This window comes from Bradyrhizobium sp. WSM2254, assembly GCF_000472645.1.
Taxonomy (GTDB): domain Bacteria; phylum Pseudomonadota; class Alphaproteobacteria; order Rhizobiales; family Xanthobacteraceae; genus Bradyrhizobium; species Bradyrhizobium niftali.
The window spans coordinates 15,617-27,915 of the sequence record NZ_AXAB01000069.1; the positions used below are offsets into that span (position 1 = coordinate 15,617).

The 12,299-nt window shown below is 65.9% G+C and carries 11 protein-coding genes; 6 read left to right on the top strand and 5 right to left on the bottom strand.

All coding sequences use genetic code 11. From position 1 onward, the window contains the following. Nucleotides 1–74: 74 nt before the first annotated feature. Nucleotides 75–551, bottom strand: coding sequence for an Lrp/AsnC family transcriptional regulator (locus tag A3M7_RS0135790; RefSeq protein ID WP_027548209.1), 477 nt, complete (start codon nt 549–551; stop codon nt 75–77). 122 nt (nt 552–673) lie between these two features. Here A3M7_RS0135790 and A3M7_RS0135795 point away from each other — a divergent pair, with 122 nt between their 5' ends. Then, nucleotides 674–1,213: an alpha/beta hydrolase gene (locus A3M7_RS0135795; protein WP_027548210.1), complete on the top strand. Its 540-nt coding sequence runs from the start codon at nt 674–676 to the stop codon at nt 1,211–1,213. A gap of 21 nt (nt 1,214–1,234) precedes the next feature. Here the strand turns inward: A3M7_RS0135795 and A3M7_RS50035 are convergent, their stop codons facing one another. The 3 genes from A3M7_RS50035 to A3M7_RS0135810 all read right to left on the bottom strand — a co-directional run bounded on the left by A3M7_RS50035 (nt 1,235) and on the right by A3M7_RS0135810 (nt 4,965). Beyond that, nucleotides 1,235–2,380 carry a GNAT family N-acetyltransferase gene (locus A3M7_RS50035; RefSeq protein WP_027548211.1) on the bottom strand — a complete coding sequence of 382 codons (1,146 nt, stop codon included), beginning with the start codon at nt 2,378–2,380 and terminating at the stop codon, nt 1,235–1,237. A gap of 92 nt (nt 2,381–2,472) precedes the next feature. Further along, on the bottom strand, nt 2,473–3,852 hold the full coding sequence (locus A3M7_RS0135805) for an O-antigen ligase (protein WP_027548212.1): 1,380 nt from the start codon (nt 3,850–3,852) through the stop codon (nt 2,473–2,475). A gap of 45 nt (nt 3,853–3,897) precedes the next feature. Beyond that, on the bottom strand, nt 3,898–4,965 hold the full coding sequence (locus tag A3M7_RS0135810; protein WP_027548213.1) for a glycosyltransferase: 1,068 nt from the start codon (nt 4,963–4,965) through the stop codon (nt 3,898–3,900). 240 nt (nt 4,966–5,205) lie between these two features. Between A3M7_RS0135810 and A3M7_RS0135815 the strand changes: the two genes are divergently transcribed. Next, entirely contained in the window at nt 5,206–6,192 is a 987-nt protein-coding gene (locus A3M7_RS0135815) for a glycosyltransferase (RefSeq protein WP_027548214.1), read from the top strand. Nucleotides 6,193–6,207: 15 nt separating this feature from the next. Here the strand turns inward: A3M7_RS0135815 and A3M7_RS0135820 are convergent, their stop codons facing one another. Further along, nucleotides 6,208–7,236: a glycosyltransferase family 2 protein gene (locus tag A3M7_RS0135820; protein WP_027548215.1), complete on the bottom strand. Its 1,029-nt coding sequence runs from the start codon at nt 7,234–7,236 to the stop codon at nt 6,208–6,210. Nucleotides 7,237–7,642: 406 nt separating this feature from the next. Between A3M7_RS0135820 and A3M7_RS0135825 the strand changes: the two genes are divergently transcribed. The 4 genes from A3M7_RS0135825 to A3M7_RS0135840 all read left to right on the top strand — a co-directional run. Beyond that, a complete protein-coding gene (locus tag A3M7_RS0135825; protein WP_027548216.1) occupies nt 7,643–8,443 on the top strand; it encodes a bifunctional 2-polyprenyl-6-hydroxyphenol methylase/3-demethylubiquinol 3-O-methyltransferase UbiG in 801 nt (266 codons plus the stop codon). 291 nt (nt 8,444–8,734) lie between these two features. After that, the gene (locus A3M7_RS0135830; RefSeq protein WP_027548217.1) at nt 8,735–11,098 is read left to right on the top strand and encodes an exopolysaccharide transport family protein; all 2,364 of its coding nucleotides are present in this window, start codon (nt 8,735–8,737) and stop codon (nt 11,096–11,098) included. Next, entirely contained in the window at nt 11,091–11,897 is an 807-nt protein-coding gene (locus tag A3M7_RS0135835; RefSeq protein ID WP_027548218.1) for a WecB/TagA/CpsF family glycosyltransferase, read from the top strand. The genes A3M7_RS0135830 and A3M7_RS0135835 overlap by 8 nt, the downstream gene beginning before the upstream one ends. Before the next feature lie 19 nt (nt 11,898–11,916). Continuing rightward, nucleotides 11,917–12,299: NAD-dependent epimerase/dehydratase family protein (locus A3M7_RS0135840; protein ID WP_027547815.1), on the top strand; the 383-nt coding region annotated here is incomplete at its 3' end.

Below are 12,299 nucleotides of genomic sequence, written 5' to 3' on the forward strand. Positions count from 1 at the left end.
GCGATAATCGGAAGCTCTGCGCAATCGAGGGCTTTGTGACGGCGCCGTGACCTGTCGATCGCGCGGGCCGCGCCTCAACCGCGCTCGGCTTTCTTCCTGACAAGTTCGCGACCGATCGGCCGCGCCGGTTCGCTCCGCAGCACCAGCGAGGTCGTGACGGCACCGAAGCCGGCAATACGATCCACGATCGTCTCGAGATCTTCCGGCGCCGGAACCAGCACCTTCAGCACGAAGCAGTCATCGCCGGTCACGCGGTGGACTTCGACGATGTGGGGAATCTCGCTGAACCGTTTGAGGCAGGTCTTGATGTGCTCATGCGAGGTGCGCAGGCGCACCAGCGCCATCAGGCCGAGCCCGAGGGCGCGCGGGTTGATGCGGGCGCCGTAGCCTTCGATGATCCCGGCTTCCTCGAGCCGCTTGACGCGTTCGGAGACGGCCGGCTGGGACAGCCCGACGGAACGGCCAAGCTCGGACAGCGGCACGCGTGCATTGGCTTGCAGCGCCTCCAGGATCTTCAAGTCCTTGGCATCGATGCTCCCGAAACGATCCAACAAAATTCTCCATTCCGCCTTGAGATCATCGGCAGACGGTCGATTCCGCCGATGACTTGCCATGTGATGCAGGACCGGGATCGGCCACACTGCAGCGTCACCTCAGATATCACGGGACGATCATGCACGACATCATCACATTGCCCGGTCTCGGCGGCTCCGGAAGCCCCCATTGGCAGACACTCTGGGAGCGCGCCGACACGCGCTTCACCCGATTTCAACCGGCGAGCTGGGACCAGCCCGACCTCCATGACTGGGAGCAATCCCTGGAGCGAGCAGTCGGGCACTGCGCGAAGCCGCCTGTGCTGGTTGCACACAGCCTTGCCTGCCTGCTGGTGGTGCACTGGGCCGCTCGCTTCCCATCCGCGATTGCGGGCGCGTTTCTGGTCGCGGTCCCCGATCCGGACGGCGCCAATTTCCCCTCGGAAGCCGCCTCGTTCAAGCCGGTCCCGGACCGTACGCTGCGCTTTCCCTCGCTCATCATCGCCAGCACGAATGATCCCTATGGCGAGTTCGAGGTGACGCAGCGACGGGCGCGCGCCTGGCAATCCGGCTTGATCGTGCCGGGCGCCCTCGGTCACATCAATGCGTCGAGCGGGCTCGGCGACTGGCCGCAGGGGCGCGCGTTGCTGGGTGCCTTCTGCGCAGGCCTTTCGAGATGATGAGCGAACAGGGGGCGCCTGTCAGCGCGTGCCCTTGCCGATCGCCCGCGCCGCGACGGCGGCGAGCCTGGGGTGGCGGCGCAGGCCCTGCGCAGCATGGTCGCGCCACGCGTAAGGAGCGCCACGCCAGGACAGCGCGACGCTGACGTCGGTCAACGGCACCGGCTCGGCGCCGAAGCGGCGCTTGTAGTCCTGGTTGCCGATGCTGAGATCGAAACGGCGCACGCCCTGTGCATGCAGCGCCGCCATGGTGCGCTCGGTGACGAGCAGCCCCGGCGAGCAGCTCGACCATGCATCGCCGGCGTGGCTGATGCGCAGCAGGAAATAGGTCGCGCCATGCCTGACGCCGAGCGTGGTGGCAACGACGCCCTCGTCGCACACCAGCGCCGAGACGACGGCATAGCCATCCGCAACGCCCTGGCGCGCGACCTCGCGATAGAATCGGGCATGCGTGTCGTCGTTGAGGACGAACCGCGAGCCGAGCTTGCGCATGCGCGCCTGCTGCTGGGCATCCATCACGTCCAGCAGCTCATGCGCGCGCGTGACATCCGCGGCGATCTCGAAGCGCGCGCCGGCATAGCGACTGAACACGCGCCAGCAGCGTGGCATCTGCATGCGCTTGATCGAGGCCTGATAGTCGTCATAGCTGTCGCCCGTCAGCACGAGATTTCCGTTCAGCGAGCTGGATCCGATACGACCGAGCGACACCAGCGGGTTCGGCTTGCCGCCGACATGCGCAGGCATCTTCCTCGGGCGCAGCAGGTCGAAGCGGTCGGGCGAGGCGCAGAGCGCGTCGACCAGCGCCTTGCCGAGCATATCCATCGCCGCTCCATCCAACGCGGCATCGAGCGCCAGGATCGGCGCGTTGTTGTCGGAGACGCCGAGGTCGGCGAACTCGACGACGCGGATGCCGCGCCTGATATGGCTGATCAGCGGCACCACCGCGATGTCCTTGCCGGTCGCGGCATCGGAGATCACGGCGATCAGCGGGGCAAGATCGTGAAACGCCTCGTACCAGGCGCTGAGCCAGTAACCATGCTGGAAGGCGGTGCGATGGCCGGCATTCAGGCGCAATGCGACCTGCCGCCAGTCACGCACGAAATCGACCGCGATTCCCGACGTGCTGGACACCCGATCATCTGGTTTCTCGACGCTGAGAAACGTCATCCGCGGGTCATGCAGTTACTGAATGTTTCCAGATAGATTATGTTTGCCGCAGACCACAAGTGACGTCGCTGCATATCGTTAAGCCTATGCCACTACGACGGTCCCGACTGCGACAAGCTGTCAGTGCGCGGTTCCGTTTGCTCGACGCACTGGAATCTGGCCAGGAAGTGCAGACCGGCCACGGCAAGCGCGAACATGAACCAGATCGGATTCTGCCGTTCGAGCAGGAAGGTCTCGGTGGTCCCGTAATACAGGCCGAACAGCCACACGGTCAGGAACAGCTTGACCAGCGCAGCACTGCGGTTGTGAGCCTGGGCCGACTGGAAATTGCGGAGCGGCGCAAGCACGAAGACGAGGATGACGAGCAGCAAGCCCGGCAGGCCGATGGTGACCGCGAGGTCGAGATAGCTGTTGTGGCTGTGCGCAGCGGACGTCGCCCATTCGGCGCCCTGGGCGGTCTGCCGCGCCGTCACGTCGTCCCAGAACGCCGCATAGCCGTGGCCGATGATCGGCTTTTCGGCGACGGCTGCGAGCGCAAACTCCCAGATGTCGGAACGGCCGGTGAAAGTGGGATCGAGAGGAAGCAATCGAGTCATGGCGCCGAGCGATGGGCTCACGACACTGCCGACCGTCAGCAGGTTCATCACGATCAGCGGCACGAAGCAAATGAGCCGCTTCAGCCACAGGCTCGGTGTGAGACAGACCAGCGAGGCGAGGGCGTAGATCGCAAGGCACAGCACCGACGACGTCTTGCCGCCGGTGAAGATCAGGAAGAGGCCGGCCAGCGCGGCGATCGTCGGTCCCATCACGAACGACCCGACGCTGCAGAGGTAGATGCCGACATAGACCAGGATGGTCATCACCGGCGATGCGACGTTCTTGTGGCCGAAACTGCCGCGCCAGTCGCCGGCAAGTTGCGGCTCGGTGAGGTCGAGCGCGGTGTGCATGGAATATTGCGGCGCGAGGAAGACGCCGAGATAGCACAGCACCAGCAGCACGAGCGCGGCAGCACCGAGGCACAGGTTGAAGCTGCGCTGCGTCGGCGGCAGCAATGGCAACAGGACGGCGAGCGACGTCATGCTGGCAGCGAGCACGAAGCGCTGCATCGAAACGCCGCGGCTCTCGGAGAAGACGATGTTGATCAACAGCCAGCCGACGAGGCAGAGATGCAGCGGGGTCACCAGGCTCTTCAGCGCGGGCGCATCCGTGACGGCGACGAACGGCACTGCGACCACAGCCAGCAGACCCCAGGAAACATAGGTGAGCGCCATTCGTCCGCCGACGACAGCGGTAACATCGGGATTGCGCAAATCGGGAAACGGATCGAGCGTCACCAGCACGAGGAGCAGGGCCGCAACCGCAACGAGGCCGCGCGCAGCCAGCACGGCATTCAGGCCGGCAAGCCCATCGCGCAGGACGCGGCCGAACGATCGGGCCTCGACGTCGGTCATGTCAGCGGCGCTGCGATTCATGGCTCATGGCCGGCCTGGTGAACCCGGGGAAGCAAGCGCCAAGTCTTAGCCCGTCCCCGTTAACCATCCGTCAACCAGCAGGCCGGATGCGTCGGACACCTTCTGCTGTCGCGCCACGCTCCGCGCGATCTCGTAATATTGCAGCGCCCGCTGTTCTAGCGTCAGATTGTCGAGCACGAAGCCGCGCGGATCGAACGTGCCAGCGGCGCAGCCGGTCCAGAAATCGTCCCAGCCCGCCTCGAACCCGGCGGTGTCGACGAACCTGGTGCCGCAACGGTGATCCCAGTACGGCACCGACGACACCGGCTCGAACTTCACCCGATGCGGATAATAATCGGGGTCCCGCCACGGCCCGCCAGGGTCCCAGGCGAATACCGGCACGCCGCAGGACAACGCCTGCTGATAGGCGATGCCCTGGCTTTCGTTCTGGCACAGGAAGATCATCGCACGCGAACGCGCCAGCGCGGCCTGATAGTCCTCTTCCTTGTAGCTGCCGTAGCGCAGCTCCGTGAACGAGCGCCCCTCCTTCAGGAGCCGGGCGCGGACAGGCTCGATCAACTCCGGCGCATAGCGCTCGCGGTCCCAGTGGACCTTGTCGTAGATCAGCACGTCGATGGTCTTCTGCGAAGCGGGCGACGGCGCCCAGAGATCCGTATCGATGCCGACGGGCCAGGCCTCCGTGTCGGGCCAATACGGCCGGTACATGTCGACGTACCACTGGCCGGGCACCACGACCTTCTTCACCGGCAATCGCTTGAACAGGTCGGGATCGTCGAGCGGATGATTGTGGGCGGCGACGCCGAGCAGGATCGGATTCTTCCACACGAACTTGTCGAGCAGGAAGGTGCGACCGATGATGCAGGCGACTTCCTCGGGATGCTGCGCGATGTGGCGGTAGTCGTTGACGCGGTAGCGGATGCCGAGTCGATTGAGCCCTGCGCAGAGATTGAGGAACACGCGAAGCTGCCCGCTCATGCGCGGCTCGCCGAGCAGCATGCGGCGCGCCATGCGCCGCAGATGCCGGTCGCCGGGAAACCAGCGATCGTCCTTGTCCTCGTAGAAGAGGTTGAGAATCATGTCGTCGGGATCGTAGTCGAAAGTCGTTGCGGGCACTGGAATCCATCCGCGGCAGCCGTGTGCGCATTCTCGCATGGGACCGGCTGTCGCACTCCTCCAAATTTGCCACAGGCTTAATGCTGTTGGCTTAACGTTATTCTGCGAAACCGGCGTCGCGCAGGCCTTCCGGGAAACGATTTCGCCGTAATGCGAGTATCATCCGCGGCGGCCAAGGTTGCGATCGATCGCGTCAACAGATGCGCCCTGGTTAACAGACCCTTAAAGACGAGCCGCAGCTTGATCACCGCCGAAGACGTTCTCGATCTACCGGTCAGCTCACGCGTGGCGACGCCAGCGCGCCTTCCGCTGCCGGTGGGCTCGACCACATCGGTGTCCGTCGTCATTCCCGCCAAGAACGTTGCGGCCTATGTCGGCGAAACCCTCGCCAGCGCACTGGCGCAAGCCGAGGTGACCGAGGTGATCGTCGTGGACGACGGTTCGACCGACAACACCATTTCGATCGTCCGCGCCATTCGCGACCCGCGGCTGCGCCTGATGACCAACGATTCAGCCGGGGTATCGGCCGCACGCAATCTCGGCGCGCGACATGCCAGCGGCGAGTGGCTGCTCTTCCTCGATGCCGACGACCGCATGCGCCCCGGCGCGGTGGCGGCACTGCTGGCGGCAGCGCGCGGAGCTCCACGCGCCGTGCTCGTCTACGGCGACTACAACACGATCGACAGCGAGGGACGGCAGATCGGCCGGCGCGACCTGTTGAAAGGACGCCGCAAGCCCTCCGGCGACGTGCTGACGCGGCTCGCGGCCGGCAATTTCATCGTCAATGGCGGCATCGCGCTCGCACGCGCGGAGGCCTTCCGCGCCATTGGCGGCTTCGACACCTCCCTCAGATATTGCGAGGACTGGCACTGCTGGTGCCGCCTTGCCGCGATCGGCGAGTTCGAGTTCGCACCAAAGCTTCTGCTCGACTACCGCCTGCACACGGCCAACACCATGAACGCGGCGATACGGACACCGCAGGATTTCTTCCCGGCGATCGCGCGGGTCTTCGACGACGGGCTGATCCTGGCGAGATTGCCCGCGGGCACGGCAGCCGGGCTGCGGCAGGCGGCCGAGATTCATCTCGTCACCTATTCGGCCATGCAGGCGGTCCGCTTCGGCAGATATCGCGAGGCCTCCACCTATCTCGGGATGGTCGGCCGCCGCTCGCTCAAATCGCTGCCGCGCTCCGCGCTCAGGGTCGCCCTCGCCTGCTTTGGCATCTAGTCCGCCACCACGCCGTCAGGACACGATCTTCGAGGCCTCATAGGGCTTCGGCTCGATGCCGAGCGCCGCGAGCAAGGAGCCGAGTGCGACCGTCACGGGATGCATCGCGACGACGGCCTTCGACGTCCCCAGCAGACGTGCCGCGCGTATTAGAGACAGCGGCAGCCGGCCGAGCATCTGCGCAAACACCCGCACCCGCGCCGCCACGCCCTGCGCGGCCTTATACTGCACACGGTAGTTGATCGCGCCGATGCGCAGACCGCGCCTTGCGATCCAGCCGAGACTGGTGCGGCTTTGCGGCACGGTCTCGGTGATGACCGCCTCCGTCGTCCAGTGGAATGTCATTCCGGCATCGCGGCAACGCACGAAGAAGTCGCAATCGCCGCCGCCGAGGAAGTTGAAGCGCAGATCGAAGGCCGGACTGCCGAGCCGGTCGAACGCCGCACGCGTGATCAGACAATTGCCGCAGCCATAGATCAGCGGCACCGCGCCGCTGTAGTCGTAGGCAGGGCGGAAGGCGGGATGACGCGAAAGCCAGGGCTGGCTGTCGTCGTCGAAGTCAGGCAGCACGGGCCCGCCGACCACGTCGGCGCCGGTCGCCTCCGCGGTGCGAACCATCAGCTCGAGCCAGTCGGGCGAGGCGATCTCGTCGTCGTCGATCATCAGGAAGCGGGTCGCAGCGGGAAACAGCACCTGCGCCGTCTCGAACGCAGCGTTGATCGCCTGACAGTTACCCTGCCGCTGCTCGACAAGGCAGATGCCCTGGAGCCGGCCGGCGGCGAGATACTCCGCGGCAACCGGCGCGCTCTCGCGCCGCGCGGCGTCGTTCTCCACCATGACGACAGCGAAGGAGCGCGGGGTTCGCTGGCTCGCGAGCGATTCCAGCGTCAGCCGCAAATGCTGCGGGCGGCGGAAGCAGGGAATGCAGACGACAATGCCGACCGACAGGTCGATGACGCGAGAGCTCGCCGCGATCTCCCGGTTGGGATCGCGCACGGCATCCGAGAGCCGGCTGGCGGACAGGTCTGTCGGGATCAGCGTCATGGCGTTCTAGATGCCCGAGATATGTTGAAAAAGCCCTGCGTCAATCGCATGAGCCGGTGCCGCCCCATGCGGACACAGTGCCACGGGACAGATGCGTGCCAAAGTGAACAGCCGGATCGAGCCGCGAAACGGCACCTTTCCACGGATCTCTCGACAATGCAGACCTGCCGCCATGCGCTTAACCGCTTTCGCGTGTTTTCCCTGCCAATCCATGCGCGCGTGGTACTGCAAGTCGCGGTCCATCCGCTGCGGACGGCGCGGTAGGGACGATACTGTGGTTAACGGCCATGCGCATTAACCCGACCGTAAGCACCGCGACCTGTGAAGCGGCGCGGCACCGGATTTGCTCTTCGGGCATGCGAGACTTTTCCTGTAAATTTGAGTCGAACAAGCGCGGTCAGAAAATATGAACAAGCCAGCCACGATCGATTTCGCGACAGCCACGGCGATCCAGATCCCCGCGGCGACCGCGCAAGCCCAGGCGCTGCACGATCTGGTCCCCGGCGAAGCCCGCGACAGCCTGCTCGCCGTCCACGAGGTACTGCGCCGCGAACTGCCGCAGGGCCGGCTCGCCATCTATGAAGCCGGCGGCGGCTCGTGCAGCGTTCTGCCGCCGGAATTGCTGAGCCGCAGCCGGGTCACCGTCGTCGACATCGACGAGGACCAGGTCCGCAACAACACCTACGCGGACGAAGCCATCCTCGGCGATGTGCAGACCTACGCCTTCGGCCGCGAAACCTTCGATCTCGTGATCTGCTACAACGTGATCGAGCATCTGCCCAACGTCGACGCTGCGCTCCTGAATTTTCGCGACGCACTCAAGCGCGGCGGGATGATCCTGATCGGCGCGCCCAATCCGCGCTCGCTGTCCGGCGTCGTCACCAAATATTCGCCGCACTGGTTCCACGTCTGGTTCTACCGGCACATCCGCGGCATCAAGGATGCCGGCCTGCCCGGCGAGCCGCCGTTCCCGACCTTCTTCCATCCGCTGGTGACGTTGCCGCGGCTCGAAGCGTTCGCGGCCGCCAACGGACTCGAGATAATCTATCGTCGTGAGGTCGAGAGTCCGCGCTATCCCGAGATGCGCCGGCGCAAGCCGCTGTTCGCAGCCCTGGTCGATGCCGGTGCCGCAATGCTGAACGCCGTACTGCCGCGCGGCACCGACGTTCGCCGCGGCGATTATCACGTCATCCTGCGGAAAAGCTGACGATCATGGCGCGCGCGCAGGCAATCGCAGGACAGGCGGAGCCTCGCGGCCATGCTGCGCGCGGTAACGAACCGTTAATCCCTTGGGGACCCCGGCATCGCGCGTGTCATGGTGACGCGCCGGGAAGCGGCGAGCGCTTAAACGCTTTGTTTGCCATTTCGGTGAATAGTCCCTCAATGCGTTTGGTTAATTTTCCCTGTTGCGTTGACTGGGCACCTATATCCCGGGTGCGTGGCAAGAAGCGAAGAGTAACCCCTCAGCCCGCGGCAGTTGGAATGGAAGCTGGGGATCATGCTTGACTACAACCAGCCGATAGATCGAGCCAGACCGGACGCCCCGCAGCAGAGATCCGAGGCCGGCTTCAGCGTGCTGGAGCTGGTCAGCCTGCTTTGGCGGCGAAAGATCGCGATTGCGGCCGCAGCCCTGCTCGGCGCGACGCTTGCGGTCACCGTCGGCAAGAGCGTGACACCCCGCTACACCGCCACCGCCCAGCTCTATGTCGACCCGCGCGAGCTTCAGCTGGTCGATCGCGAGCTCACGCCGCGTGCCCAGGACGTCTCCGGCATGGCCATGGTGGTGGAGAGCCAGGCGCGCCTGATCACCTCCAACAGTGTGCTGCTCCAGGTGATCCAGCAAGCTGGTCTCGACAAGGACCCCGAATTCGGCGGCGGCGGTGATGTCAGGAGCCTGATGTCGTCGCTGCTCGGCCTGATCGGCCTTCAGCCCCGCGCGCCGTCCGCCGCGGAGACGAAGGAAGTGCAGCTCGCGGCGCTCGACGCGTTGAACCGGCACATCACGGTCCGCAAGACCGAGAAGAGCTTCATCGTCGACATCGAGGTCTGGTCGACCGATCCGGCGAAAGCGGCGATGCTCGCCAACACGCTGACCAGCGCCTACCTCGCCGAATCCCGCAACTCGCAGGCTTCGGCCGCGCGACGCGCCACCAACGATCTCTCCGGCCGCCTCAAGGAGCTGCGCGAGCGGTTGCGCAGTGCCGAGACCGCGCTTGCGACCTACAAGGCCCAGAACAATTTCGTCGGCACCCAGGACGCGCTGATCAGCGACCAGCAGCTCTCCGCCAGCAACCAGCGGCTTTCCGCGGCCCGCGCGGCGACAATGGACGCACAGGCGCGGCTCGACCAGATCGAGGCAAGCCGGCGCACCGCTGCCGATGCCGGCGCGAATTCGGAAGCGCTGCAATCGCCAACCATCGCGAACCTGCGCGCGCAATATGCCGACGCACGCAAGAAGTACGCGGAGCAGGCCGGCGAGCTCGGCCCGCGCCATCCGGCGCTGCGCCAGACCGAGAAGCAGGTCGAGGATCTCAAGCGCACCATCAACGAAGAGATCGATCGCTTCGCGCAGTCCGCCAAGAACGATCTGACGCGCGCCCGCGACTACGAGGCGTCGCTGAACCGAGCGCTGGAGGCGCAGAAGCGGCAGAGCGTCCAGCTCAGCCAGGCCGCCGTGCGCCTGCGCGAGCTGGAGCGCGAGGCCGATGCCAGCCGCGACGTCTATCAATCCTTCCTGAAGCGCTCGCGCGAGACCGAGGAGCAGGAGACCCTGAACACCTCGGCGGCCCGCGTCATCGGCGAGGCCACCGTGCCGCAGCGGCGCTCGTTCCCGCCGGCGATGAGCCTGTTCGCCATGATCGGCTTCATCTTCGGCGCGCTCGCGGCTTCGAGCTGGTTCGTCGCCGCCGAGCTCCTGTTCGCCGGCGCGCCCACGCCGGCCCGCCGTGAACGCACGCCGGCGCCGCAAGCTCCGCGAGTTCCAGAGACGACGCGGACTTCGGAGATTGCCCGGCCTCAGCAGGCATCGCGCACCCCGGAGGTCGCGCAGGCCCTGCCGGAACTTGCCGCGCCATCGCTGCAGCCCTCGATGGTCGAAAGGCCCCTGATCGAAAAGCCGTTGATCGCACGCCTGCAGGAGGCCGACGTCATCCACACGCTGGGTGCCATTCTCGCCACCGGCGGCGGCGTTGATCTGACACGGCTGGGCTGGCCGACGCTGCGCCCCGGCTTTCCCCTGACGACGCTGCTCAATGCCTGGCGCGACATGCGCGCCGCGGTCGCCCGGCGTGCCGGCGGCAAGGCGATGCCGGTGATCGCGCTCGTTGGTGCGAGCGAAACCACCGGGCGCAGCGTGACCGCGCTCAATTTCGCGCTCGCGGCCGCGCGTGACGGTGCTCGCGTGCTGATGATCGATGCCGACCATCAGGCACGCTCGCTCTCGAACAAGGTCAACCGTCCGGGCAAGAGTGAGCCGAGCGCGCTCGGCTGGCTCTCGATCGGAAGCAAGGCCGCGCGCGAGATCAAGACGGTGAACGGCATCTCGGTGCTGCCGGCCGCCGAAGGCGATGCCGGCAAGGCGACCGAGGCCATCCGCAAGGCGATTTCGCAGGCGCGTGCCGCCGGCGGCTATGACCTCGTGATCCTCGACGGCCCCGCGATGCCGCTCCCGGCCGGCGGCCGCAAGCTGCTCGACGACGCCGACGCACTGGTGGCGGTGCTGCCGACCAGCCTCGACATCAACGACAGTCTCGAAGAGATCTTGAACACGCTCGGCCGCGCCGAGCGCAAGCTCGTCGGCGTCGTGCTCGACGAACTCGCCCCCGCAACCCAGGCGCGTCAGCGAGGCAGACAATATGCTTGAGCGCCGCGTCAATCTGGACGGCCGGGCCGCAACCGCCGACGTGCCGCGGATCACTCTCGGCGGCCTTCGCATGGCCGCGCTCGACCTGGAAGCAACCGCCGACTTCATGATCGAGGCGACCGATCCTGACAATCGCATCGGCCGTCCGTTGCACCTGACCTCGGCCAATGGCGAGGTGCTGGCGCGCTGCTCGACCGAGCCGGAGACCGAGCGCCTGTTCCGCGCCGCCGACCTGATCAACGCCGACGGCCAGCCGCTGGTGGCGGCCTCGAAGCTGCAATCCTGGTTCCCGCTGCCCGAGCGCGTCGCGACCACGGACCTGTTCCACGTCGTCGCGCGCAAGGCCGAAACGGTCGGCCGCACCTTCTACATGTTCGGCGCCAGCGAGGACGAGAACGCCGCGGCGGTCGAGAACGTCCGGAAGATGTATCCGAACCTCAAGATCGTCGGGCACAGCCACGGCTATCTGCGCGGCGAGGCCCTGCGCGCGAAGGTCGAGGAGATCAACGCGCTCGCGCCGGACTATCTCTGGGTCGCGCTCGGCGTGCCCAACGAGCAGGCATTCGTGGAGCAATACACGCCGCTGTTGACCAATGTTGGCGTTATCAAGACATCGGGCGGCCTGTTCAACTTTTTGTCGGGCAGCCGGTCCCGCGCGCCGCAATGGATGCAGAAATTCGGACTCGAATGGGCCTGGCGCACCTGGCTCGAGCCACGCCGCCTGTTCTGGCGCTATTTGACCACCAACCCCCGCGCACTCTATCTTCTCTTCAGCCGCAAACGGCCTTCCAATCGCTGAGAGAAGAGTAGAAGACGACATGACCGACCGACCGACCGTCCTCGTCACAGGGGGCGCGGGCTATATTGGCTCGCATGCCTGCCGCGCCCTGGCCGCCGCCGGCTATCAGCCCGTCGTTTATGACAATCTCTCGACAGGTCATCGCAGCTTCGTTGCCGGCCCCCTGGTGACCGGCGACCTTCTCGACGGCGCAGCGCTGGCGCGCGCCTTCGCCGATNACAAGATCACGGCGGTGATGCATTTCGCGGCGGCGAGCCTCGTCGGCGAATCCATGACCGACCCGCAGAAGTACTACATCAACAATTTGCAGGGCACGCTGTCGCTGCTCCAGGCAATGCGCAACGCAGATTGCCATCGCATCGTGTTCTCCTCGACCGGCGCCGTCTACGGCAATGCCGATTC

What these genes read in the sequence shown, in the direction of transcription:
- A3M7_RS0135820 (WP_027548215.1), bottom strand. Translation starts at nt 7,236, where the DNA reads ATGACGCTGATCCCGACAGACCTGTCCGCCAGCCGGCTCTCGGATGCC.
- A3M7_RS50035 (WP_027548211.1), bottom strand. Translation starts at nt 2,380, where the DNA reads ATGACGTTTCTCAGCGTCGAGAAACCAGATGATCGGGTGTCCAGCACG.
- A3M7_RS0135805 (WP_027548212.1), bottom strand. Translation starts at nt 3,852, where the DNA reads ATGAATCGCAGCGCCGCTGACATGACCGACGTCGAGGCCCGATCGTTC.
- A3M7_RS0135825 (WP_027548216.1), top strand. Translation starts at nt 7,643, where the DNA reads ATGAACAAGCCAGCCACGATCGATTTCGCGACAGCCACGGCGATCCAG.
- A3M7_RS0135835 (WP_027548218.1), top strand. Translation starts at nt 11,091, where the DNA reads ATGCTTGAGCGCCGCGTCAATCTGGACGGCCGGGCCGCAACCGCCGAC.
- A3M7_RS0135795 (WP_027548210.1), top strand. Translation starts at nt 674, where the DNA reads ATGCACGACATCATCACATTGCCCGGTCTCGGCGGCTCCGGAAGCCCC.
- A3M7_RS0135830 (WP_027548217.1), top strand. Translation starts at nt 8,735, where the DNA reads ATGCTTGACTACAACCAGCCGATAGATCGAGCCAGACCGGACGCCCCG.